This is a genomic window from Imperialibacter sp., assembly GCF_040222385.1.
Lineage (GTDB): Bacteria > Bacteroidota > Bacteroidia > Cytophagales > Cyclobacteriaceae > Imperialibacter.
Genome location: NZ_JAVKDF010000035.1, coordinates 429,318 through 456,074, shown reverse-complemented (window position 1 = coordinate 456,074; position 26,757 = coordinate 429,318). Strand labels below are relative to the sequence as shown.

The following is a 26,757-nucleotide window of genomic DNA, read 5'->3' as shown; positions in this document are numbered from 1 at the left end:
GTACTATTTTTATCACAAGTATCCAATCTACGATGGAAATACTATGAAAAATGGATTAGCTATTGCAGCAATTTTGATGAGCTTTGCCTTCACGGCGTTTTCCCAGCCTGTTATTAAACCTGATCAAATATTGACCATCGACGAAAACTCCGTCAATGGAATTGAGATTGGTCCGGTGAGAATAGCCCATAACTATATCAGACAAATAGAGACATCAGTAGGTACCACACACCTATTGAAAACAGATGGCACCCTATGGTCCTGGGGTTGGAATGTATCTGGTAAATGCGGGATAGGAACTAACGTGGAAACACTGATTCCTACTCAAGTAGGTTCTGATAATAATTGGAAATCCTTTGATCAGGGAGAAGCATTTGCAGTTGGTACAAAAACCAACGGCGAAATGTTCGCTTGGGGGGTTGACTACTTTGGAAATGAAAACATGGAATTCGATTATGACCTGAATACATTCTTTACTGCAGTTAAAGTTAGCGACGTGAGTGACTGGGAAAGGGTCGTTGCTGGCTATGTTTACCAGTTAGGCATTAAGCAAGATGGTACATTGTGGTTTTGGGGAGCCACTTCGAGGGGTGAGTCTGGTACAGGAAACACAAGTTTTACTACACGGACACTTGTTCAGTTGGGTACAGATACAGATTGGAAGTTTGTGGATGCCGATTTTTGGGTGAACCACGCAGTGAAAACCGATGGAACTTTGTGGTCTTGGGGGGCAGTTTATGGGTCCAACCTAGGGCTTGGCCTCACAAATTTTAATAATGATATTAATGTACCGACGCAGATAGGGTCGGATGTAGATTGGAAAATTGTTGCAGGAGATGACTATGTTGCCTACGGAATCAAAGATGCGGGAACACTTTATAAGTGGGGCAACACTGTCAATCAGTTTGGTTCCGATGCCGATTGGGCAGATGTTGAGTACTACGGAGTGGGAAATGGCAATAGAGCCATTGGATTAAAAACAGATGGAACGCTATGGGCGTGGGGGAAAAACGACAAGGGGCAGGTAGGGGATGGCACCACCATTGATAGAGACTTACCTGTGCAAATTGGGACAGACACTGACTGGGTGTCGATAGGAGAGAGTTTTGCCATCAAGGAAGATGGGTCACTCTGGGCCTGGGGCATCAATGAGCATGGGCAGTTGGGAACAGAAACAACTACTAATCTGACTAGTCCGACTTACATCCCGCCGGTAGGCATGCAGTTTGAAATCACATCGGGGAATGAAAGTGGCGCATTTTCGATTACCGACCGTGGGGTGATAAAAGTGGCAGATGGGTCCAAGCTGGACTTCGAAACCAGTGCTTCCTACGAGCTGACAATTACTGCCACCGACGACAACCAAACCAGTGCTGAAGAATCTGTCACCATTAATGTGAACAATATAAATGATGGGCCGGTGATTGATGCAGACCAGAGTGTCTCGTTAGACGAAAATACGGAGAATGGAGCTGAAGTAATTGCGGTTGCGGCATCGGATCAGGATGGTGACACTGTATTTGAAAATTGGACGATCACCAGTGGTAACGACTCGGAAGCATTTGCTATTGATGGCGAAACGGGCATTATTACCGTTGCTGATCAGGCAAAGCTTAATTTTGAAGAAGTTTCTTCCTTCCTTATTGGGATAACGGTAAGCGATGGGACGACGGTTGGTTTTGAAGGTTTTCTAAACATAACAATTGTAGATAAAAATGAGGCTCCCGTCATTGCCGCCGAACAGGTCGGCACTGTGGATGAGAACAGCCAAGGCGGGACTGAAGTAACCTTGATAACTGCGACAGATGAAGACGCTGGAGCTGCCCTGAGCAACTGGCAGATCTCCAGTGGCAACGAAAATGGAGCTTTCGCCATAAATGCCGCCACCGGACAAATTTCTGTCGCTGATGGTAATCAGCTTGACTTTGAAACTACTCCGACAATGGAAATTGGAGTGACTGTTACCGATGGCACGCTAACAAGCGGCGAGGCAACAGTAGTTATCACTATTCAGGATGTGAACGATCCGCCTGTTATCACTGCGGATCAGGAAGGTATTATTTCGGAAAACAGCACCAATGGCACCGAAGTGATGCAAGTACAGGCTGCCGGGGGAAACACAAATACAATTTTAAAAAGCTGGGCAATCACCCAGGGTAATATTGACGGTGCGTTTGCTGTTAACCCTGAAAGCGGCTTGTTGACTGTGGCCGATGGCACAAAGCTCAACTACGAAGCACGGCCAACTTATGCGCTGGAGCTAACGGTTTCCGATGGAGTCAATGTAAGCGAACCAAGGCTGGTGAGTATTTCGGTGAGCAATGTCAATGAAGCTCCGACAGGTGTATCGTTGTCGACGTCGGCCATTGATGAAAACCTGCCTGTTGGTAGCCTTGTGGCAACGCTTGCTACTGCGGACGTTGATGCCGCCGACACTTTTGTGTACGCCTTTGTTGAAGATAGTGAAGCCAACGACAACGCATCTTTTCTAATTGCGTCAAATCAGTTATTGGCGAAAGAGAAATTTGATTTTGAAACCAAGAGCAATTACACCGTCCGTATCAAGTCGACCGATGCCGGTGGCTTGAGTACAGAAGCTCAGCTTGCCATTGCAGTCAATAATATAAATGATGTGACACTGACAACAGCTCTTTCGGAACCATTTTGCGATGAGGATAGTGACGGCGAGATTGATTTGGTAATTTCGAATGCTGCTCCCCCTTTGTCAATTGTATGGTCCAACGGAAGTACTGAAGAGGACCTGGTTGGGCTTTCTGCAGGAAGTTATGATGTAACCGTTACCGACTCAAATGGGCACTTGGCTTCTGCAACGATTGAGCTGGGTACCAAAGCGGTTTATCAACCAACCATTGGACTGGTAACTTCGGATGAGACTGGAATCAGGAACAAAGTTGTTTGGGATGCATCCGAATCCTATAATGTGAGTAAGTTCCTGGTTTATAGAGAAACAAGCATTGCAGGAGAGTATGAACAAATTGGGTTTGTTGAAAGTGCGGGTGCAACCGAGTTTGTTGACAGTGAGTCTGATGCAAGAACGCAATCCTATAAGTACAAAGTAGGAGTGCTGGATAACTGCGGAACAGAGGGCGGGCTTGGTGACTTTCACAAAACGCTGCACCTCACAAGTAGTGCGGGGCTTGACAATAGCGTCAACCTTTTATGGAACCAGTACATCGGAGTTGACTATTCTACTATCAACCTTTATAAAGGAGAGGGAAGTGCTGAAAAAACGCTTTTGACTTCACTGTCTTCTTCAAATAATTCCTTTACTGATTTGGAGGTTGAGCCTGACAAAGTCTATCAGTACGTCCTGGAAATCGTGCTAAACATGCCTATTTCCAATAGAGCAATAGAGCAGGCTAATAGCTCAAGGAACAATACCACCTACACTTCTATAAGATCCAATAACCTGGTAATAAGAGGAGTAGCACTTGGTGTGCGTGATGAAACCCGCAGTCATTTATATCCAAACCCATCAACAGGCGTGATAAACGTTAATACTAACAGAGGTGGTAAAAAGAATCTGGTGATAAGAGACTTAAGCGGCAATACACTACGTACGATCTCTTCAATGGATCAAATGACAGAGCTCGACGTCTCGTTTCTTAAAGAGGGTCTTTATCTTATGCAAATTGATGGCGAGCAGTCTGAGTTTATCAGATTTTTCAAGAAGGATGAATAGGGCTTAATAGTACGTCATTAGTGAGTGGCGTTTTCGCTGCGGGATTAAGGCTAGCCGGGCATAAGGGCTTTGAGCGTAGCTTCCTTGTAGCTGGCACCGATGGGAATACCCTTTTTCTCGATCATCACCATATTGCCCTCGATGACCCGCACCCGGTTAATAGGCACAATGTATGACTTGTGCACCCGCATAAACATGTGGGACGGAAGTATTTCTTCCAGCTTTTTTAGCGACTCCAGCGCTATGATTCTTTTGCCATCCGAAGTAAAGTACGATACATACTCTCTCAACCCTTCAATGTAAAGGATGTCGGCCAGTAGCAGCCTGTATATCTTGTGGTCAGCGTGTACTACAATAAAATCCGGTTGATTGGTTGTGCCTGAATTATCCGTTTTATTGTGGAAGATCTTTGTGGCTTTGTTCACGCCGTGCAGGAATCGTTCAATGCTTACAGGCTTCACCAGGTAGTCGACCACGTCGAGCTCATAGCCCTCAAGCGCATATTCCGGATAGGCGGTAGTAAATATCACTACCGGCTTTTTCTCAAGCGACTTGAGGAACTGAATGCCGGTAAGTTCTGGCATTTGAATATCCAGAAACATGAGATCAATCTGCTCAGCTCGTAGTACTTCCAAGGCTTCAAGCGGGTTTTTGTAAGTGCCTACCAGTTCCAGTGACGGGATTTTGGACACATATTCTTTGATGAGAGCCCTTGCCAGCTCTTCGTCGTCCACTATGATACATCGGATTTTTGGCACAGTGCTCATGAAATCAGAATTTTCATTTCTACAACAAACTCACCATCTGTCTCCTGAGTTTTCAACTCGTGCCGACCTGGATAAATTAGCGCCAATCGCCGCTTTACATTGGTGATTCCTATTCCGCCTTCTTTGTCTTTAGATTTTTTATTCTGCGACAGGCTGTTTCTGCATTTAAAGGTGAGCAGCCCCGCTTGAACCTCGAGGTCTATTGAAATTCTCCCGTTGGCCGTATCTTCTATATTGCTGTGTTTAAATGCATTTTCTACGAAGGGAATAAGTAGCATGGGAGCTATGCTTACATCTTCCGCCGTGTCATAGTCAAAGCTGATATTTTCCTTGATAGTGTTGTCTTTGAGTACATAAATGGCAATGTAGTTATTGATATACGCAATCTCCTTTGAAATGGGAACCCTGTCTTTGTTCTCACTTTCGTAGATATTGTACTTAAGCATATCAGAAAGTTTCATTACGACCTCGGGCGTCTTTTCCGATTTCAGTAGTGACAGTGTGTAGATATTGTTCATAGCGTTGAAAAGGAAGTGCGGATTGATCTGCGATTTGAGGAACTTTAGCTCAGAGTCAAGCTTCTCACTTCTCAGCATCAGGGTTTCTCTTTGCCTTTCGCTGGCAATTTGGGTCACTTTGTAAATGGTAGTCAGCAGGATGATGGTGCCTGTTTGAATGAACATAGGGAACCACATGATGCGACGACTGAATCCAGGCTCTTCCCGTCTTCGCAACGACCAATCATTGCCTTGAGAAGGAGCGGGCATCCGCAGATTTTCATCAGGAACCTTGTTGTTGAATGGCTGCATCCTGTCAGGGAAACCGTCGGGCTTATAGGCGTCCAGCAGGTTGACCTCATGGAAAAGCGTGAGAATGGAAGCTCCGATCAGAATCAGGAGAATAATCAAAGAAGCGAAAGTGGCTTTTGACTGGCTGCTTACGTACCGGGGTGTCAGCACGATCATGTTGAAATAAGCCAATGGAACAATGACACTTAGATTGATAGTGGTTTGAAGCAGGGCTTTTTCAAAAGTGAAAAGGCCATTAAGTACAAATAGGTAAAACGCCAGGAAGCCCAGCCAGAAAGCGGCATGTGACAGGTATGTCTTAAGAGTAACGGGCTTCGGCATAACAGTAATTTAAATAGAGCCGAAAGATACCCAGCATGCCTATTATACTCAAACCTATTCAATCTATGCATTGATTTTATCACCCAACGCATCGTAAATGCGTATCATCGGGCAGTTTATCTGCGGCTTAGTCCCAGCGGTTTTTTTTGGTCAAGGCTTGTTTGTTGAGAAATGACGCAGCTTGGTTGAATAAATTTTCTTCACTGAAAGAACGATTGCTACTTCACCAATCAATTCTTAAAAGAGGGTGAATGAAGCAGGCGATACTTTTGGCTTTTCTGGTTTTCGGCTTCAATACCAGTCGAGCAGAACAGGTCTTTTTTACGGGTACGGTGAAGGATGGTGACATAGACGTGCCATTGATCGGCGCCGTTGTCAGTTTGAGTGCCTTTGACGATAAATCATTTAAAACCAGCACAATCACGGATTTTAACGGGGCATTTTCTATTGCACTTCCCACTGAGGGGGACTACTTCCTTTGTGTCTCTTTTCCTGGCTATATCAGTTTTGACAATCGGATCACCAGGGGAGATTGTGGGGAGATGATGAACATCGAACTTTCAGAAGATCTGACATTGGATGGAGGGAAGGCAAAGAAAGTCAAGAGAAGAAAGCGTAGCAGCATAGGCGAGATGCAGATGGCTGTCGTGGATACGTCAAGGGCGCAGTTCTATCGCAGTAAAGAAAACGACCCGATGGCACTTGCCAATTCCATGACTAAGAAGATGAGAAATAGGCTGCAGCTTACCCCCACGCAGGAAGCAGTGATTGGACTAACCAACCAAAAGTATTTTTCCCGGGTCATTGAGCTACAATCAAACCCAGGCGACAGCACCTTTAGCGCCAACTTATACCAAATTAGAAAGTCCAGAAACCAACGACTGGAGGAAATACTCACAGAATCGCAATATGAAAAGTGGTTCAGGTATTGGGAGAGCCAATAGTCATCAAGTGGTGCCGATTCTAAAATGAGCTAGTTGATACTGGTTGTTGAGGATTTCGCATAGTTGGTTGAATAAATTTGGGCACCCGGGCTTTCAGCGTCAATTTTAGTTAAGATTTCGATTGTCCATTGGCAGTAAGAGTAAGGAGCGGGTATGGGGTTCAAGAATGTAACAAATAATTTAAAGGGGGCAGCCCTGTTGCTTGGGATTGCCGTAGCGGTCGCAAGCTGCGTTGAAAACGACCTGTTGCCAGTCTCGGTTGACTTAATTGATGATGTCACACCGGACTTTATCATCTTGGATACACTCACCCTTGATGTGTCCACTGTTCGGCTCGATTCATTTGTTACATCAGATACGGAGCGCCTGCTGGTAGGACGTCATGAGGACGAATACACTGGGGAAATCACGTCGACCTCCTTCTTTGAAGTAGCGTATCAGGATTACTCATTTTACCCTCCGTATGCTTCCCGATTCGATAGCCTGACGCTGGTGCTGTATTACGACTATAATTACTTTGATACGCTTCAGACCCAGACTATCGATATTTACAGGTTAGCTGAAAATATCGAGTACAACACCTATGGCACAGTTTATAACACTGCCGATTTTACGTTAGAAAAAACTCCGCTGAGAAGTTATTCATTTAAGCCAAGGCCAAACACCACCGACTCACTTGAAATAAGGTTGCCGGACGAGCTGGGCAAGGAGCTGCTTGAGATGGGGTTGACAAGCAACAGCGCCTTATTTAATCTTGCACTATTCACCGACTTTCTGAAAGGATTTGCGTTGGTTCCGGGTGCTGACAGTGAAGGCTTTTTGGGGTTTACGAAAGCTAATTCGAGCCTCAAACTCTATTATTCTGATTACACAGATATACCACCCACGCAATTGACCAATAAGTTCCCTGTAAGCCAGGGTACGGTTTGCTTCAATAAGACTACGTTCAATCCAAAGTCAGCGACCTTGAGTGGCCTTGAAAGCCAATTGGATGAGGTAAGCTCCGAGCTAACCAGCAATTACTCCTTTATTCAGGCGGGTGCCTACATAATGACAAAGGTGGAAATTCCATACATCCAGGAGCTTCTTATCCTGCCCGGTAGTGTGTACATACCCCATGCTGATCTGGTGATAAGACCGGTTGCAGGAACCTACCGAAGCGGGACTAATACCAATCTGCCGACTTCTATTACCGGATATTATGGAAGCATCGACAATTATCCGCTGGGCGCATTTGACACCAGTAGTGAGTTTGTGCTTGACGACGAATTTGGGAAAGATACTTACTACCGCCTTGAAGTGACCGATCTGGTGAATAACCTGCTCGACACTGATCAGTCGAACGACTATTCGATTCTATTGGGTCTTAGTGAGGATATTATGCTTTACGGCGCTGGCAGGGTGTACTTGAAAGACGGCAACCGGCAGGACGGAATGAAGCTTCAGGTATACTATATACCATTAGATACTGATGATAATTAAACACGTAGAAATTGATAAACGATGAAAGGGATGAATTTAAAAATGCAATGGCTTCTTTTCCTGGGCCTGGGTATTATATCCACGGGATGTCTCGATGATAGTGAAGACGACGACTCACAGGGAAACTGGACCAAGGTGTCTGACTTTGAAGGAGTAACAAGAAGTGGTGCTGTTTCTTTCAGCATAGGAGAGAAGGCATATGTGGCTACCGGGTACACCGGCACAGAATACCTCAGCGATTTGTGGGAGTATGATCCGTCTTTGAACTTTTGGTTGAGAAAGGCAGATTTTCCTGGAGTGAAAAGAAGTGCCGCCGTCGCCTTTAGTGTAAACGGAAAAGGTTATGTGGGTACCGGTTACGATGGATTAAACAATTTGGGTGATTTCTGGGAGTACGACCCTGCTACGGACGCTTGGAGGCAAGTCGCCGACTTTGGCGGATCGGCCAGGTATGGCGCTGTTGCCTTTAATTCAAGCACCAATGGATACGTTGGCACTGGCTACGATGGCAATGACCTGAAGGACTTTTGGACCTACGACCCGACTGCCAATGAGTGGACGCAGGTGATCAGCATAGGTGGATCCAAGCGGGTGGATGCAGTGGCATTCACTATCGACAACAAGGCTTACGTAGGCACCGGCAGAAACAACGGTGTTTATCAGTACGATTTCTGGGCGTATGATATGGTGGCCGGGACGTGGCAGCAAATGCTGGATCTTGACGACGATGACGATTATTTGGTTGTAAGGCACAATGCTGTTGCTTTTAGCAGAGATGGCAAGGGGTATATCACCACGGGCAACTTTAGCGGCTTGCTGGTAAGCACCTGGGAATATGACCCTTTCACCGATCTTTGGTCGGAATATACGGGTATAGAAGGCCCCGCCAGGGAGGATGCAGTCGCATTTGTGGCAGACAGCAGAATTTTTGTAACTACCGGACGAAGCTCCACTGTGAGGTTGGATGACATTTGGGAGTTCAAACCTGAAGAAGTCTACGACGAAGACCTTTGATGATGAAAGGCATCATCCTAACATTTGTCTTACTTCTTAGCACCCTGGCTGCCGCTACGGCACAGGATATTTATGGCTCGCCCTATAGTTACTATGGAATTGGTCAGCTGGTGACACAGGGCTCAGGCATGAATACAGCCAAAGGAGGAACGGGTATTGGCAGTCGACCATGGTACGACTTAAATACGGCTAACCCGGCTGCCTATACAAGCCCGATTGTTCCGTCAAACTATATTTTCCTGGCCGATTATGCTTTCTCGTTTCATGATTTCACATACGGTAGCAGTCAGTATACTTCGGTGGAAAGCTCCATTACCAACCTAACGATGTGGTTCAAACCCATGAACAACCTCGGGCTGGTAGCAGGGATGTCGCCCTATTCAAAGATGGGCTACAACATCAATGAGGTAGAGAATCTGGTTGGGTATGGCAACTATAATGTGTTGAACAAAGGCACAGGAGGGGTGAATCGCTATTATGTAGGGGCGGGTTACACGGTTTGGAAGCGACTTTCTTTTGGCTTCAATGCCAACTACCTTTTTGGGTCGTTGCAGCGGGAAACGAAGGTGCAACTGGAGCAGCTTGACGAAACTTATGCCAGGGATCGGTTGTCTCTTGCCAACTTCGCTTTTGACTTCGGGCTACAGTATCAGCAGAAATTCGGGAAGAACAATTATGTCAACATAGGAGGCGTGTGGAAGAAAGGCACTCAGCTGAAGACCGTTCAAACCAATCAGCTGATCAATGCTGAAACGTCGAGCCTGCTCATAGGCTGGGATTCTTATCCCGACGACTACATCACCCCGGAGGAATACGGTTTGGGAATGGAGGTGTCGCTGTTTGACAAGGTGGCTGTGAGCGGCGATTTCCTCTACAAGGATTACTCCAAGGCTTTTCTGGGTAACGAGGTGACAATGCTTGATACCTGGAGGTTTTCCGGAGGCGTCGACTGGATGCCCAATCCGGCAAGTCAATCCTATTTTGGCAGAGCAGTTGTGCGGGCTGGCTTCTTCTATGAAACAAAACCCTGGAAGTTAACCGAGCAGCAGCTGGCTGGCTACGGTGTAACCGGCGGACTAAGCCTCCCCCTGAGCAATTATATGTCGAGGATCAACCTGGGTTTTGGTTGGGAGAAAATGGGTACGACTGTCACAGGAAAAGAGTCCGTTTACACAGTAAGTGTTGGTATGAGCCTACACGACAGATGGTTTCAAAAGAAGGCTTACGACTAGGAAAATTTAAGTTTTTAGAGAGTAAGTGAAGATTTATTCAAACCCTTACTCAATTGCAAAGACCACTGTGACATGACGGTGGTTTTTCTTTTTAAAGCCTTTGCAAGGTGGACGGCTTTCTTCGTCAAATCATTCCATAACCTGCTCAACCAACTCCAGTCGCTTCACGACTTTTTTTCTCTCAAGCACAGTGCCGGGCGACAACACTGCATTGGCACCTATCTTACAGTTATCAGCTACCAGGGCACCGAATTTTGTGCTACCGGTTTCAACAACCCGGCCTTGATGAAGGACTCTTATTTGTTTGTCCTGTCTTTCATTATAATGATTGGCGATGACAGCGCCTGCTTCAAAGTTTACATAGCTTCCAACGATGCTATCGCCAACGAAATTGAAATGAGCCAGGCTGCTGTGATCGAAAACGATGCTCGATTTTACTTCACAGCCTGGTCCGATAGTCACTCCTTGCCCGAGGAAGACGCCTCCACGCAGGTAGGCATGTGCCCCAATAAAGCATTTCGGCCCAATAATGGCCGGTGCTTTGATGATGGCCCCTTTTTCAATTGTTACTGTTTTATGCAGTGCGATGCCCTCGTGTATAGAAAAATCACTATCGCAGGACTCAAGCAGCTCTGTTAGTACCTCCGTTAGCCTTGAGGTAATTTGCCAGGGCGAGAGATGGCTATACTTTTCAAAATGATTCTCAAAGGCTGTTATATAGTTGGATACTTTCATTTTTATCAAAAAAGGCAAGAAAACGTTCTATTGACTTAGATGAAGATATTAAATATCGCTATGACGCTGATGACTATCCAAATGATATTGAGAACTGTATTCGGATAGGCCTTCTTGATATAGGTGTAAATGGCCAACAAGCCACTTCCAAGCAGGTTCAACAACTGAAACTCGAAGGATACCCCCTCCAAAACACCGTAGCTAGTTAGCGCAAACCCGGCCAACAGCAGAACAGCACCTACCCAGCCCAGTCCTTCAATTAGAATTTTTTTCATAGTCATAAGCTAGAATGTAACCTTCTTTTCTTTTCGCCTGTAGGCGATTTCCTGCCCTTGTGGTGCCTGAAATTTTTCCGGAATATGCTTTTTGATCTCCTCCATAAACGCCGTTATCATTCTCTTTTTAACAAAATCACGTCTTGTCATCAGACTAATGACCCTGAAGGGCTCCGGCGAGGCAAACCGTTTGAGCTTTTTTGAGTCACCGTCTCTAAGCTGTAAGGTGCTCAGTTCGGGCAAAATAGTTATCCCAAGGTTTTTATCCGCCAGGTTCCTCAGGGTCTCCAAACTACCTGAGGTGAATTCAAGCATGTTTTCTTTCTTGTCTCTAAGCTCACAGAATTGAATGATTTGTGAACGGAAGCAGTGGCTCTCTTCAAGCAACAGCAACTCGTTGGGGTCAATATCCTCTGCCAGCAAAAGCTCCTTGTCAAAGGTTCTTGCCGAGTACACCACAAACGGCTCGTAGTAGAGTGGAAAGACGTTGAACAGCTTAGTGTCGTCGGGACTTACCAGTATGCCAGCGTCGAGCTTGCCTTCGTCCAGCTTTTCCAGTATTTCGTCCGTGACATGCTCTGAGATCTTCAGTTTTATGTTTGGGTACCTGACATTAAACTCATAGATAAAGAGCGGCAGCAGGTAGGGGGCGATTGTTGGAATGATGCCAATTTGTAAATCGCCGGCAATCGTGTTCTTTTTTTCCTGCACCAGTTCTTGAATTTTGTGCACTTCCTGCAAAATGAGCCTGGCCTGGCTAATCAAAATTTTACCTGTTTCAGTAGGAACCACAGGATACTTACTCCGGTCAAAAATCTTTATGTCGTACTCCGATTCCAGCTTTTGGATCATCATGCTGAGTGTGGGCTGAGTGACGTGACACTGGTCTGAGGCTTTCGAAAAGCTCCGTTCGTTGTCGAGGGCCACTATGTACTCAAGTTGCTGTAGATTCATTGCGTAATGCTTTCTGCAATATAGATTACGTCTATTTAATTATAAAAAAAATCAGTTTGAATTATAGCTGTACCAGCCATACATTTGAGCTGTAAAAACATAAATAATATTAGTTACCCAGCTAATAATGTAGGTGTTTATAAGGAGTAGCCGGTCGGTTGCTCCTTTTCATTAAAAGGGAAAGAGGAATGGATTTTTTTCAGTCGATACGACAAGGTGATCTTGAGGATGTTAAGGCGATGGGAGCAGCCGACAGGTCGCTGCTGACAAAGTCTGATGCCCGTGGGTTTACACCACTTGTTTTGGCGACCTACAGCGATCAGATTGAGATTGCAAAGTTTTTGCTTGAAACAGGTGTAGAGGTAAATGCTGTGGATGCTGCCGGCAATACGGCGTTGATGGGAGTTTGCTTTAAAGGGAATGTAGAAATAGTCGAAATGCTACTGGAGCATGGTGCAAACGTAAATATTCAGAACAAACAGGGAGCCTCAGCCCTTATTTATGCCACTACTTTCGGACAAATTGAAATTGCCAGGATGCTGCTGGCTGCTGGAGCAGACAAACATTTGAAGGACAACAAAGGAAACACAGCCTTGGTCCATGCTCAGGCTCACGGAGCGGAAGCGCTTGTGAAACTGCTCGCATAAAAAAAGCTCCCAGATTAACTCTGGAAGCCTTTATTTCCTTCATTCTGTTCTCCAGCCGCCTAGGGTCTTTCTTCTTGTAATGAAATGATCCAATTGGCTATTTTCATCGCATCTTCGTCCGATACTTGTGGCATTGGAGGCATTTCAGTTGAATAGCCGGGCCAGTTTTCTGCTTTAGGATTGCGTATCAAATCCACAATTTGCTTGGCAGTGTACCTCCTGGCTGCAATGTCTTTATAAGCCGGCCCAACCTGCCTTTTGTCGACTTGATGGCAGGCAAGGCAAGTGTTTTTGGCCAGAATTGGCTTGATCTCCTCTGTCGTAAGCACAGCATTGGCTGAAGCCTTGGGGGCCGCTGGTTTTGCAGCGACTTTTTTAGGTGCTACCTTTTTAGAAGCCGATGACCGTTTGGTGCTTACTTCCGTCATGTTCAACTTGGCACCTGCAGGAATACTATTTAAAGTGTAGTAACCAGTGCCATGGAGCACTGATGCTCCACTTGCAGACTTTATCCCTGGCAGATTGATCTCATGTACATAATATTGGCGGAGGTTGTCAACCACAAGTCTTACACTCATGCCATCCTCGGCTACTTTTACACCTTTGATGCCTAGCTTTTCGGTGTTGATTGGAGGGCTTCCATAGACAGAGTGGTACTTGTAAATGAAAGACTGGCCGGCGTATGAGTCGAGGTCTTCTGCAGTGGTTTTGTCGACTGGCTGAGTGAAACGGATTTCGAAACCGTCGGGCATGGCCTTCACGGTCTGCATTTCGAAAGGAGTTTCGCCCGTCCACACCACACGTTCAAGGCCAGATGTAGTGCTTCCTGCCGAACCCCAGCCTCTGTTGGTTTCCCCAACGAAGAGCGAGCCATCATGGCCCCAACTCATGCGAAGAACACCCGACTGGAAATCTTTGATGAAGTCGAAGGCCACTCCCTGGTAGTCTCCGTTTACTTTTTCAAGGCTTACCCTCATGATTTTGCTTTGACCCTGGTCGCCAATCAAAAGCTGGTTTTTGAACGGGCCAAAGCTGGCGTCTTCACCTATCTCGAGAATTTCAGAATTCGAAATGCCCAGGATGCCATGTGGCAACCATACCGCTGGCAGCGTAATCTCAGGCACCGATTCTTTCGCATGATACAGCATCTCAGGGTTTTTCTCATCAGCGTTGTTCTCAGGCTTCAGGTATCTGCCATCCACTTGCTCCCTTTCCTCATGTACTTTAGCATAAAACTCTTTGGCTGAAATCGTGATTGGAGACTCTTCTCTGTCGGCCCATTTCAAACCCGCCGGATGCCCGGTAAAACTACCTTTTTTGATATGCCACACACCACCGGATCCTATCCAGTCGCCCTGATTGTCGGCGTAGAATAATTCCCCGTTGATCATTCCTAGCCCAGCAGGTGATCGCATACCAGTAGCCCATGGCTCCATTTCTCCTTCTGGTGAAATACGCATAATCCAGCCTCTCCACGGCACCCTGCTTTCGCCTCTCCACCACTCCTGATCGCCAAAGGCCACATTGCCTGAAACAAACATGCTTCCGTCGGGGGCTATTTTGGGGCCATAAGAGTATTCATGATAGTGACCTGATACAGGCCAGGCGTAGATGGTCTCATACACATCGGCCCTTCCGTCGCCGTTGGTGTCCTGCAGCTTTGTAAGCTCACCCCGCTGTGCTGTCAATAGGGCATTCTCTTTGAAAGTCAGTCCCAGTGGCTCGTGAAGGCCGCTGGCGAAAAGGGTAAAGGAAGGCAAGTTGCTGTTCCTCATGTACGGATCTTCAACTATCCAAACATCACCTCGCCTGGTAGCAAGAGCCACCCTTCCGTCAGGAAGTGTTGTGATTCCACCTACTTCGAGGAGCATGCTCTCCGGTGTGGGGATGGTAATGATCTTGTAGAAGTCGCTTTCTTCAGCTTCCTGCGGGAAAGCGTTGAACCCAACAAGCAGGGCTATTAATAAGATATATTTTTTCATGATTTCTTTCAGATTTTGTTACCAAACAATTTGATAAACAACCGAACCAGTTGTCGGCACCAGGAGCTCTTTGGTAGCTCCCTTATCAGCAATAGTGGCCTCTTGGGCTGACTTCAGCTCTATGTAGTAGTCAAAGCCGTCAATGGCATAGGCTCCATTGTCCAGTTTTCTAATCTGGCTGCCTTCAGCTAGTCTGACCTGGCTGCCTGCTGGTGCATTTTCAACAGATATTTCTCGCTGAAGCACTTTTCCTTCTTCCACCAGCTTGCTCTTATCTTTCACGCTCGCTCCGCTGTAAGTATAGAGAAAGATCGGAAGGCCATCGGCATCAAACGTATACCCGCTGCTTCTGAAATCAGGGAGGTTGTTGAGCTCAAAGTTGGCAGTGCTTTGTCCTGCCAGTACTAGTGTTGGCTTGCTTGTCAGGTACTCCACCACGCCGATTGGCCTGAAGGAGCCATCGCCTCTTTCATGCCACATGGGTGTGGCATCGATGAAACCACCTCTCCAAAGGCACACTACACTGCCACTTTTCATGTCGTAGATGTAGTTAAGACCAGCAGGATCACCCACGGCGATGGTATGTGTAAGCCTTTGGCTTCTGTCCCTATTGTAATCGAGGAACGCTCTCAGTAGCCTCGGACTATTGCCCGTTTCAACAATGATAGGGGAGGCCACATTGCTCGCCGGCGGAAATGAACTGAATGCGTGCAGCGCTTGTGGGTAGCTGTTGGAGCTTTCTACCCACAATCCCATGTTTGGACTCACCCAGCTCACATATTTAAAGTAGGTAATTTCAATGGCATGGGTCCCTTTTGAGAGCTTCACAGGTTTTCCGCCCCCCTCATAATAGTTGGAAATCGTTTGCCCATCAATGACCAGCTTCATTGCATTGCCAGTATTGGCGCTGAACTTGTAAGTGTCGTCGGCTGGTATTTCCAGTGCGCCGTAATATCTTACAGCAAACTCATTGTCTTTCTTCGCTACTTCCCAGGTAAGTTGTTCTGTTGACCCTATCGAAGTCGGCTTAAGGTCTTTAAATTCCTTTTCACTTTCAAAATGCCCGTCAAAAACTTCGTAGTTGATACCAGATAGCGAAACATTGGCTGGCTTCAGCAACCTGTAACGGATGTTCCTGAACGCCACCGGACCATGGTCACCCTGGATCATGAGAGGGCCCTCGGCCACTTCCTTGTCATTAATCGGGCCGCCCGTAAGGCGTGGTACTTCAAGGTTGTCGTGAATGCGCACACCATTTAGCTCCACAAATACAAACCGGGCATTTTCTACCTTTTCGCCTGCGGCATTGAACCGGGGGGCCTGGAAAGAAATTTTAATTGTTTGCCAGAGACCGGGTGCTTTTGCAGCATTTGTCCTCGGAGCCTTTCCGGCATAAGCCTTTGCTGGTTCATTTTCCCAGTTGCGATAAATGCCGCCAATGTCACCGAAGCCTGGGTTTTTCACCCCCCAGCTATCGAGCAATTGCACCTCGTAGTTACCTTGAAGGTAAATGCCGGAGTTCGATCCTTTGGGAATCATCACCTCCAGCTCCAGCTCAATGTCGCCATGAGTCCAGTTTGTGACCAGGTTGTCTTTTTTCTGGTCGTCGTTGAAATTGAGGAGGATGCCCTGCCCGGAAGTATACTTTACTGGATGCTCCGGTTCTGGTGCGGCCTTACTCTTTTTCTTCTTTTTTCCTGTTTCAACAGGCGGTGCCTCATGGTGAATGGATAGGTTTCTGTCCATCGTTACATCGCCAACTATCATCCAGTTGCCGGCCTGAGCCTTGAACGATGACAGGTCATTTAGCGGGAGAGTTTTGTATCCTTCCTGAGCCCAGCCAGCATATGCAGCCAGCCAGAGAGTCAGTGAGAATGTGAGTCGTTTCATCATATGTATCAGTAGTTATAATTTCTGAGCAGTGCACGTGGGCTTCGCTAAGCCCAGAAAAAAAACAACCTCATTGACTATTCAATAGGCGGGGCTCAAATTAGGCTGAAATAAGAATTTTGGCAAAGAATGGAGGGAAATGTGGCGCTCGCAATTGTAAAATAAAGTAAAAGCCATCAAAGAAAAGGGCTGCCTTCCGATTCTTTCAAATTCGGAAAGCAGCCCCAAAAAGAACTGATTATTACTATATAAAGTCTACTTTTTGAGCAACTTGAACCTTTGTGTTTGATTTTTCGATTCGAGTACTAAAACGTAAATTCCTGCGCTAAGATTTCCCGGCAGAATTATAGCGCTGAAAAAGTCACCACGTCTGTCGGCTAACCCCTCACCTCGCAAGATCAAAGCTCCATTGAGGTCGGTCATATAATAGAGTACCGGCGAGTTTTTCTCAAGACCCCTGGCAGCGATATTAATATCAGACTGGATTGGGTTGGGGTATGCATTGATGGAAGGAGCTTCTTTCTGAATCCTGATAGCAGCAACCTTGCTGTAATCATACTGGCCATCAAAGTCAATTTGCCTGATTCTATAGTAGGACGTTCCCCAGAATGGCTGAAAGTCAGTGAACGCATAGTCCTGCCTGTCGGTCGTGGTACCAGCGCCGTTTACTTCGCCAATTTTTTGATAGACCATGCCATCCTCAGAGCGCTCGATTTCGAACAAATCGTTGTTGGTTTCTGAGCCCGTGGCCCAGTCAAGTATCGCAACGCCATTTAGCTCAGTAGCGCTAAAACTTAAGAACTCGACAGGGAGCGGGGTTGTGTCTTCGTCGGTCGTTCCAAATGTCACAAATTTTGTGCTATAGCTGAGGGGGCCGGCCGTCATTGACCCAGCCGTCGGCGAACCACTAGGGGCACTTGTGGTGGTGATCATGTCCCAAAGGGTTCCCGACCAAAACGCCATTCGAAGATTGCTAATGGTGCTTTGCACGTCGGAGCCGCTGTTCCAGCTCAGCTTTACACTTGAACTGGCCGGCGACGGCACGCTAATCATCCAGTATTCATTATCACTCACTTTCACAATACCGTCGGCAGGGTCTACTGCTGTGACAGGCCCTATGGCGGAAGCACCTCCGCTGTAGTATTCGACTATCCAGTCCTTTGTGCCCACGTAGCCTGTCGGCGCTTTGATTTCCATTTGGCCACTTCTCGATCCCTTGCCAACCGGAAAGGTGTAAGACGAAACATTTGGTGGTAACACTCTCACAAACGGCCCGTTCACATACCTGGCTGAGCTAAACCCAAACAAGGTTCCATTGAGTGTTAATCTCAACGTATTGTCAGTATTGGTAGTGATGAGTCCATTTGTGAAGGTAAGCTGCCCATCAACGTCAACATCGGTATTGGCACTAATTCCCCTGGCGGCGTCTGTGTTGTTTACAATAGTGACTCCATTTGCGTTATTTATTTCGAGGTTGTTGAATGCGTTGGTTCCAGTGAAATTGCCTGACACACTTTGGGCAGCAGGGCCTCTCATAACTACTTTGCTTGCACCACCACCATTGTCGAAGCTTGAAACGTCGGACTTGTATATGTTTCCATACACTGATGTCGAATTATTGCCATCGGGGACTACTACATTCACTGTTCCTAAAATCTCCAGGTCTTCGCAGACTTTCAGTGTATTATTGTTAGGTACAGTTCTGTCACCGGCGCCAGAGAAAATCAGTCTTCTGACGTTTGGTATATCATTGAGTACGGCATAAGAACCGTTGCCAGCAAACTCAAGGCCACCACCACCGCTGCAGTTGGCATCTGGGAAGAATACTTCGTAGTCGCCGGTTGGGAACGCCACGGAGGTTCCGTCGGAGGTAAGCTTCAGGTTGCCAGCACCAGTTACAAAGCCGAGGTTGTGGTTGGAAAACCCGGAGGCAATTTCCAGTGTTGCACCCGCTTCTATTGTCGTTTTCCTGATCCTGATATTATTAGAATTTAAAACCAGGGTGTAGCCAGACTTGACGACAATATCTGAAGAAGAACCAGGGGCGGGGGAAGTCCCTTCCTGGTAGGAGGCGTCGCTATAATAGTTGCCGGACGACGCCAGTTCGTAAGTTGTAAACGTGGGAACCATGTCAGGTATGGCTGCTCCGCAGAGCAATGAGGAACCATTGTTCTGCAAGGTCACACCAGCCGTATATATCCCTTCAAGGGTGCCATCAGTGTTTGAATTGAGCGGATAGGCTATCCTCAAATTGTTTTCGTCAAATTCAGACTCGGTAAATACCTTGTCCCAGAATGATCCCAGATTGTAAAGCCTTGCAGGCCCATAGTTGGCAACCGTGTAGGGAGCTGTTACTGCAAAGTCGGCTGCATCGTAGTACATTTCCAGAGTGCCATTGAGGCCAGTGACTCCGCTTGATTTGATGATCCAATAGTACTGTAACACATTATTGGAGTCGACTATTTCAGGATCTGTACAGGCTCCAGCCGTTTCTGCATCTTCGGCAATTGGCGGCAAATCTGCTACTGGCCTTAACGTGATGTAGCTGGCAGAAATATCGTTCACATTTATCACAGCCGGTGTATACGATGTGAGGCCAACTGGGAAGGTGAAGGTGGAGCTGCCTGCCGTAATCGCTGGGAAAATCTTCCTCAGACCAAAGTCTTTAATAGAGCTATTGGTTTGAATCATCCTGTTCACATTGAAGTCTGTATAGGCTTTTCCACCCGTTCCACTTTCGATGGTTGACGTTTCAGGAATGACAAGAAGGTTACCTCCAATATCAAGTACCCCTGTAGTAAGAACAAGCTTTTGGTCTACCTGAAAGTTTTCGTCAGTGTCAGTTATGATAAGCCCTGCCGTATTATTGAGGTTCACAACTCCAAAATAGCTTAGTCCGGAGGAAGACCTGCCAAGGTTTTGTTTCTCAGTACCATTAAAAATGATGCCCGGGCCGGCCGCTGCGCTTATGTGTGTTGCGTCGTGCAGCAGGTCCTTTTTGATATTGAAGGCATAGGTAGCTGTGTTCAGTGTGCCCGCCAAAATTGAGGCATTGTTGGCAACTGTGACTGACTTGGCAAGCACAAGCGAGCCAGACCCCGACTTTTCAAGGTTCCAAAAGGTAGTAGTCCCCGAGCCTGAAATAGTTCCTGTGGCAGATGTTGGGAAAAAGGTGGTTTGGTTGTTGGCAATGGTGCCTCCAGAAACAAACGTGCCATCGTTAACAACACTCTCGTTTACAGTTAAATCAAGACCATTGGCATTGAAACTGCTCCCGGTGGTAATCGACAGGTTGTCTACCGTTAGAGGCGCTGTGTATATTTTAGCAGTCACATTGGCGGATCCAATTCGCAATGTTTCCAGGGTGATGCTAGAATAGATGCCAAAGTTCGTTTGAGAGGCTGGCGTATCTGCATTTCCGAGGGTAATTGTTGATCCATCGGTTATACTGCTTGTAGCCGGAGAAAGTCGAACAGTTGGTACTGATGTTGAGTTGAGGTGACGAACGACGGTAAATGACTCGCCGGCACCTCCATCGATATCAAGATGGAATTCACTTCCGGGGTTGATCACTTCAAATACCCCTCTGATAGTTGTGGGTACAGCGTTTTTGCCAAATACGGCAACGCCTCCTGTTTGCGTGTATTTGAGAATGCCTGAAGTTGAAGCGGTACTTCTTCGTACCTGAGAACCCACAGTCAGAGTGCCTGCAGAAAGCTCAATGGAAGCATTTCCAGAAGCCGAATACTCTATAAAGTTGTTGACCCCAACACCGCCATCCATGTTTAGCGAGCCACCACTGATCACGAGTGGTCCGTCAAGGATTATTCCGGTGTTGGCACCACTGACCCTGGCAACACCTTGCTGGATTGCTAAGCCACCAGACCCGGAGGTTGCCTCAGTATTGAGCGAATTTGGCAGAAGAAAGTTGCCACCACCGCTTGAAAGTGTTATGTCGATTGACGGATCGTTAAGTACCAGAGTGCCATTGACGATTTCGATGGCCTTGTCTGCCGTGTTGGTGAGACCGCTAAGTGTGAAGTTATTATTGAATGAGAAGGTTGCGGTTGGGTCTTGCAGTTTGTTGATGGCTACTCGGTAGAGCTGAGGAGTGTTGCCACTGATATTCTTAAATTGTTTCGTTTCACCTCCATTAAGCGTCAAACGGATATTTGACTCTGCATTACCGCCGAAAATAAGGCCATTTCCGTTGGGCGTCACCGTGCTGTTAGTTCCTGTGGTATTGACAACAATGTCTCCTCCAACATATAGTTCATGATTGACGGCACCGCCGCTTTGGGCCCTGATGACACTACCTCCAGAGGCTGCTGCGCCCGAGGTGTTTCCAATGTGTATATTTCCTGCAACTGTTATGGTGCGGGCGGTGCCACTATTCTGTAGTCTTAATTCACCGCCACCAACATTGGAGGTCAAAGGGGTAAAGAAAAGATCGCCGTTCACCGTTGCATTTCCTCCAGCTCCATTTCCCAGGATTAAATTAGAATTTCCTTGAATTTCAAGGTTCTGGTTGGTTGTAAAATCCTTAGCAATAGTAAGCTCTCTATCATTTACGCCCCAGCCGTCTGTGCTGATCATTAAATTAGGTAGCTCGTCAGGAATATTGCTGATGGTGTACGTTTCATATCCTTCGTACAGAAGGTAAGATGAGTCTTGTGCGGCAAAATCCCCCATATCAGCATTGGCAAAGCTTGGGTCTTTTCTATTGTTAACCCCAAATCCTCTGACACGGATGGTACCCTCTCCTTCAATTGTTTTTGCATCAATGATGCCATCTGAGCTCCATGTCAAAGTTGGTCTGAATTGAAAGATGTTAACACCCCCAAGTTCCGCCAGGTATTTTCGAGCCACCGGAGCATTGCCAGAGGCGTCTGTCATTTGACGGAATATCAGCCTGGCAGCCTCCAGGTTGCCCGTCTCAATACGTGAAGAGTGAGGATATCCCCTATAGGTAGTTTTTGGATCGTCATAAGGAAAGAATCCAATAACGGCAATGTCTCCCGGCCCCGGGGTGTCAGGAGAGTCCGGGTTTGTGCTTAAATGAGGGTTGGCACTATTGAAACCAGGCTGGTCCGAACGTGTCCAGGTATTAGCAGTTTCCCATCTAGGCTGCGTGCCCGTAAGGTCACGACCTTTCGTGTAATAGATCAATGGAGCATTGACAAACCTTGCTGCCTGGCCTGTTGTAAAATTGGCGTTCGCCAGAGGGAATCCTACGAAACCAGCTTGAGAAAACTCTCCTCCAGTGCTTGTTCCATTAAAAGTGATGTACCGGGTAGCATTGTTTTGGTTTGTGTTTTGGTAGACGGATGTAACGATGTCTGTCAGGTCACTTACAGGGTTAGACTCGTAGGCCCGTGTAAACGGAGTTTCATCAAGAACATAGCCAGGCACATAGTTTTCCTCCAGACCTGCCGGTTCTAAGCTAGGCCTGTCGACACCAGCAATTACGCTGTTTGATGCCCTGTAATAAAAACGAAATGCTACGTTTGGCACCGTTGTAAAATCAGAGTGCCTCACTCGCCAGTAGTGCTGAAGCATTTGTCCGCCAGCAAGGTCTGTTAATTGCAGTTCGCCTGAGACTACGTTAATCTGGACATAGCCATCGTCGGAAAAGTCTTTCACCTTCATTTGAGCTGGTCTCGAGTAGAAAGTAGTGCCACCATCAAGCGTAAATCCAACCGGAAAAGTGATGGGGGCCGTGTTGTTGAGTCTCGACGTCACATCCTCCGTTACTGTGTTGCCTTTTACCTTGAGTTTGAGCCCTCCGTCGCTGGGGTTTCCGTCGGTAAATACGAGGATATTTCCTGTGATGCCTTCGTTGTTAACTCTAATGACGCTTGTGTTGGCCACGTCACTATTGAAAAAGTTTCCGCCGCCATTGTTGATGTTCCATATCTCATCAATGGTCAGGGTGTGGTTTTTTACATAGATCCTGCCGTTGAGGTATTCTACTCTTTCCAGGAGAACATCACTATTCAATTCAATAGTAGTAGCCGCCCCTACATTGAATCTAATGTTTCCAAAGATTGCATCATCCGTGGTAGTGATGGTAACCGGGGGGTCTTCTCTGAAGCGGATTTGTGCCACATCGGGCGTACCTGTAGCAGTGGGGTAGGGTCCCGTGCTGAAGTAAGTTCCCAGGCGATCATTGTTTGTGATGCTGCCCCAAATTCTTAGCGAATATGCGTTTTGATCCATGGTGCCAGACAGTACGGAAATGTTACCGTTGACATCCAGTCGGATACTCCCGGAATTTCCGCTTCTGGCTACCAGCCTGAGTTCATTGCTGCTGGTCCTGTTGAGCACGACGCTACCTGCTTCAAGCTGCCCTACTCCGGCATTTACTCCATAGTAAACCGTGTCAATAGCTGAGGTGCCAATGGTTTGATTGAAATAGGTAGTATTAAAATCTGTTGGTAGATCAGCAATGTCATCATAAGGAGCAACGCCCCCAAACACGGCTTGGTAAGTGGAGTTTCTTCCAGCATAGAAGGAGCCACCAACATAGACATCATTATTATTGATGGCAGATGTGATAGGCGCAAATACAACCGGATAGTTTCCCAGCGGGTTGTTGTGATAGGTGTCGTTGTATCCATGGATAACAAGGTCGTTAAGCGCCACCAGAGGCTGCGCAGCGACGGATGGTTCATCTAAGCCTCCTCCGGTACCTGATGTAGTGCCGGTGAGTACAATATTGCCTACTGAAGCTGCTGTAGCTCTCATTTTTACATTGAAGAAAGGAGCTCTTGACGTGACCCTGTATTCGGTTGCTGTGCTTGATTGGAAAGTGACCGTGCCGCCAGTCACCACTTGATTACCGGGATCACAATTGATGAATATATTCCCTCTAAGGCTGGATGTGCCTAAATTGTTTCTGCCATTAACAATCAAATCGCCACCGGTCATTACAAATACGTTCCCCGTGTAGGTAAGGGAGAACAAGGCGTAGTCGGCATTGACTGAACCGCCTCCATTGATGGTGACGGTGCCGCCATTTTGCTCGTAGGTTCCCTGGGCAGAAAGACCATTTACCGATGTTCTGAACGCTGCCATATAAACCGTACCACCATCGACTTTTAACTTTCCGGCGTCTCTCAGAGTTAAGCCGCTTCCAACAGAAGCTGTTAGCTTTCCTGATGTGACTTCAACCGTACCATACGGCACTATGGCAGTTCCACCCGTTTTGGCGACAAAACCTCCATCAATCTGAAGCTTCGTAGTACTCGGGATCGAATAATTTCCGGTAGTGTTAATTACAGGCACTGCCACGTTAACTCCCAATTTTACGGTTCCTTTGATAAGAGCGAAGGCGTTCAGGTTGGACGTTGCCGCAGTTATATCCGAGTTGACATCGTAGTTGGCTCTTCCCAGCAATCGGAAATAGGCACTGTCTGGTGCCTGAATGGAAAGTGTGAAGGTTTCGTCTGTTCCTTTGTCGATAACAATTCTTGAGAAATAGGTCAGGTTGTTGCAGTCGACGGTCTGATCTTTGGTGGCGCTATTAAAAAAGGTGTTGACCCTGCCTGTTACATCGTCCGTAGTGTAGTAAGCTGTCGATGGGCTGTATCTGGCTGCCACGGAAGCAAAGTCTGTCCGGTTGGTGAAATATGCCTGACCTCCGTTGGTGAAGTTGCCTGAAATGGTGAAGGAGTGCACAGCGTTGGCATTGGCAGTAACTATACTTCCGACCCTGGTGCTGCCGTTGTCTTCCACAATTACATCGCCGCCAACGGTGAGGCTTCTGCCTGTGGTAGTTCCGTCGCCAAACTGAAACTTTCCGTTTCTAATGGTGAGGGTTCCGTAAAGGCTGTAGTTGGAAGCGAGAATGACTTTGTCAGCGGCCGCTGTTTTGTCGATCCGAAGGTTCTTGAAGGTACTGGAAACAGCAAGCGTCATATCTCCGGCACCTGCCACTATTAAAGTTCCGCCGTTGTCGGGGTCAGAAAAGCCGATATTTCCTGATGTGATACCTGCTGGAAAGTTGGCGGTGCCGCCGTTTCCCTGAAGCCTGATCTGACCGTTGCCGTTTATCGTTTTGAAGTTGTGGCCGGTAGAAGTTGTAAGATACAGGTTGCCACGCACCTCCATCGAATTCACGGTTATGTTATTTGTGGCAGGCTGAACGATCACAGTTCTACCCGATCTGATAATTACGTCGTCTTCGGCACCGGGTATGTCGTTGCCAGGGTTTTTAACGATAGGTGCAGTTGAAGCGTCTAATGTCCAGGTAGCTGAATTCGACCAGTCGCCGTCCTGAAACACATACCATGTTTTAGATGTGAGCTGAGTTCCTTTCCCTAGTGTATAATACCCCGATTTAAACCTTGAGGCCGGAATAGAAACGGCCACTTTATCCCCACTTTCAAGGGAGTACTTGTCTACATATATGCTCGTGAAATTGGCGGAAACGTCGCTTCTGTAAAGCAGAACATATTCGTTGAGATTGCCTGAATAGGTGAGCCCGGCATCGCTAAAGTCGAAAAGTAACTCCGCATTAACACCGCCTCCATTGACTACGCCAGACTGGCTTACCTCTGTGTACCAACTTCTGGCCCAGCGTGAAGTAACCCCAGCCCCAATTTGGGTAGCAAGCCCGTCGGCATGTGCGGTGCCGTCGTGCGCAAAAGCAACAAACTCTCCGGCGTCCAGCGAACTGTTTACTTCTCTAATCTGCAATGCGTCGGAGGTGGCGGAAGTCACCTTAACTGTGCCGTCTACTGTTCCCAGTCCTCTGTATTGGGTGAAGTAAGACGTATTGTAGGTGCCCAGATTGCCAAAAATATCGTTTGTGGTCAGGTTGATCCCATATTTGTGACCAAGCATGTTTTCGACGATGACCCTTTGTGGGGCACTTACTGCCCCATTGTAGATGATGACTTCAGCAATATCACCTGGAAAGCTTCGGTTGTCGCTAAGGTTGAAATTTCCGATATATAATGGGGATGCATTGTCGGGCAAAGGAGTAGTTACATTGGCACCACTGCTTGTTACAGAGTTTCTGTTGAGGAAGAATTTATTTCCTGAAAGCGTATGGTCGTAAGTGGTTGAGATAACATAATTGGTGTTATCAGTGACACTTACATTGGCAGTACCTCCGTCGCTGATATCGGCACTGATGCTGCCGGAGTTTCTAAATAGCCGGTAAGACTGATTGGCTCCAACGCCAGTTCTTTTGTTTAAAATTCCCTGGACGCCGCTGCTTTCAGTTCTTATTACTAAAAAGAAGCTCATAGCCGACGACCAATCCAGCAGTGAATTGTCATTTACCGCCAAATTATAGTTGGTGGTGCCCGTTGGCCCGAAGTTAATGGATGGCCTATTGTTCAGGTTGGCATTGCTTGCAGTATAGGTTGGTTGCCATGTGCCATTCGCCTGGGCAGCATTGAGGCCGTTGCCAGACTGGTCAGCCCATGCGCTTACTTTACCGCTCGACTGGGTAACGCCTGCGTCTGCTTTTAACCATAATACATTTCGTGGAGCAACTGAGCCATCGCCACTACCGATGCCCGCCGGGCCGGTTTGGGCGTAGGTATTGGAAAATGCGCCAAACAATGAAAGGAAGGTGGCAGCAACAAAAACATTTCTCATAGAGGCTAGAATGACTTACTTAAATAGGAAAAGGTATCAAAAATGGATTAAGAGAGTAAGTTGATAATAGTACATTCAAAATTAGACAATTCTAATATGATGAAAGAGTCGTTGGTAGAAGAATAGTCGGTATTCGTCGAATTTTCTTCAAAAAAGTACATGGCATTGGGCTTTGATCATAGAAAAAGTAAGTCTTGATTTTTGGCGACGCTAAGATGTGGAAGTTCAGTGAGCTGGGGCGGGATTGTTATAAATTAAACATAAGTAGTGAATTTCGAAGCACTGAACTAGTTCTAAGCCCGACAGCTCAGCCGATGAGTGAAATATTATCCTGATTTTTTACAAAAAAAACCATGGGAATATTACATCGGTTGCTTAATGCTATATTGG

The 26,757-nt window shown here is 46.9% G+C and carries 14 protein-coding genes; 6 read left to right on the top strand and 8 right to left on the bottom strand.

Annotated elements, in window-relative coordinates; genetic code table 11:
• The first annotated feature begins 43 nt into the window (after positions 1-43).
• A complete protein-coding gene (locus RIG68_RS17850; protein WP_350125264.1) occupies positions 44-3,703 on the top strand; it encodes a cadherin domain-containing protein in 3,660 nt (1,219 codons plus the stop codon).
• 50 nt (positions 3,704-3,753) lie between these two features.
• Here RIG68_RS17850 and RIG68_RS17845 read toward each other — a convergent pair whose 3' ends face one another.
• Both RIG68_RS17845 and RIG68_RS17840 read right to left on the bottom strand, forming a co-directional pair.
• Positions 3,754-4,470, bottom strand: a complete 717-nt coding sequence (locus RIG68_RS17845; RefSeq protein ID WP_350125261.1) for a LytR/AlgR family response regulator transcription factor — start codon at positions 4,468-4,470, stop codon at positions 3,754-3,756.
• Positions 4,467-5,600 (bottom strand): sensor histidine kinase, encoded by a 1,134-nt coding sequence (locus RIG68_RS17840; protein WP_350125258.1) that lies wholly within the window; start codon positions 5,598-5,600, stop codon positions 4,467-4,469. Before RIG68_RS17840 ends, RIG68_RS17845 begins: the two co-directional genes overlap by 4 nt.
• Before the next feature lie 251 nt (positions 5,601-5,851).
• On the opposite strand from RIG68_RS17840, the gene RIG68_RS17835 reads away from it, so the two are divergent.
• The 4 genes from RIG68_RS17835 to bamG all read left to right on the top strand — a co-directional run bounded on the left by RIG68_RS17835 (position 5,852) and on the right by bamG (position 10,272).
• Positions 5,852-6,544, top strand: a complete 693-nt coding sequence (locus RIG68_RS17835) for a carboxypeptidase regulatory-like domain-containing protein (RefSeq protein WP_350125255.1) — start codon at positions 5,852-5,854, stop codon at positions 6,542-6,544.
• Positions 6,545-6,697: 153 nt separating this feature from the next.
• Positions 6,698-8,026, top strand: coding sequence for a DUF4270 family protein (locus tag RIG68_RS17830; protein WP_350125252.1), 1,329 nt, complete (start codon positions 6,698-6,700; stop codon positions 8,024-8,026).
• Between the two features lie 30 nt (positions 8,027-8,056).
• Positions 8,057-9,040, top strand: a complete 984-nt coding sequence (locus tag RIG68_RS17825; protein WP_350125249.1) for a Kelch repeat-containing protein — start codon at positions 8,057-8,059, stop codon at positions 9,038-9,040.
• Between the two features lie 2 nt (positions 9,041-9,042).
• Positions 9,043-10,272 carry a BamG family beta-barrel-assembly machinery protein gene (gene bamG, locus RIG68_RS17820; RefSeq protein ID WP_350125246.1) on the top strand — a complete coding sequence of 410 codons (1,230 nt, stop codon included), beginning with the start codon at positions 9,043-9,045 and terminating at the stop codon, positions 10,270-10,272.
• A gap of 129 nt (positions 10,273-10,401) precedes the next feature.
• On the opposite strand, the gene RIG68_RS17815 is transcribed toward bamG, so the two are convergent.
• Genes RIG68_RS17815 through RIG68_RS17805 form a run of 3 tightly spaced genes read right to left on the bottom strand, consistent with a single transcriptional unit; the run spans position 10,402 to position 12,236 of the window.
• Positions 10,402-11,007, bottom strand: coding sequence for a DapH/DapD/GlmU-related protein (locus RIG68_RS17815; RefSeq protein ID WP_350125243.1), 606 nt, complete (start codon positions 11,005-11,007; stop codon positions 10,402-10,404).
• A gap of 35 nt (positions 11,008-11,042) precedes the next feature.
• Positions 11,043-11,282, bottom strand: coding sequence for a CBU_0592 family membrane protein (locus RIG68_RS17810; protein WP_350095405.1), 240 nt, complete (start codon positions 11,280-11,282; stop codon positions 11,043-11,045).
• Positions 11,283-11,291: 9 nt separating this feature from the next.
• A complete protein-coding gene (locus RIG68_RS17805; protein WP_350125240.1) occupies positions 11,292-12,236 on the bottom strand; it encodes a LysR substrate-binding domain-containing protein in 945 nt (314 codons plus the stop codon).
• Positions 12,237-12,424: 188 nt separating this feature from the next.
• Between RIG68_RS17805 and RIG68_RS17800 the strand changes: the two genes are divergently transcribed.
• Entirely contained in the window at positions 12,425-12,883 is a 459-nt protein-coding gene (locus RIG68_RS17800) for an ankyrin repeat domain-containing protein (protein ID WP_350125237.1), read from the top strand.
• A gap of 59 nt (positions 12,884-12,942) precedes the next feature.
• On the opposite strand, the gene RIG68_RS17795 is transcribed toward RIG68_RS17800, so the two are convergent.
• From RIG68_RS17795 to RIG68_RS17785, 3 genes are all read right to left on the bottom strand, one after another.
• A complete protein-coding gene (locus RIG68_RS17795) occupies positions 12,943-14,865 on the bottom strand; it encodes a DUF7133 domain-containing protein (protein WP_350125234.1) in 1,923 nt (640 codons plus the stop codon).
• A gap of 18 nt (positions 14,866-14,883) precedes the next feature.
• On the bottom strand, positions 14,884-16,758 hold the full coding sequence (locus tag RIG68_RS17790) for a 3-keto-alpha-glucoside-1,2-lyase-like domain-containing protein (protein ID WP_350125231.1): 1,875 nt from the start codon (positions 16,756-16,758) through the stop codon (positions 14,884-14,886).
• Positions 16,759-17,010: 252 nt separating this feature from the next.
• Positions 17,011-26,367 (bottom strand): hypothetical protein, encoded by a 9,357-nt coding sequence (locus RIG68_RS17785; protein ID WP_350125228.1) that lies wholly within the window; start codon positions 26,365-26,367, stop codon positions 17,011-17,013.
• Positions 26,368-26,757: the final 390 nt, after the last annotated feature.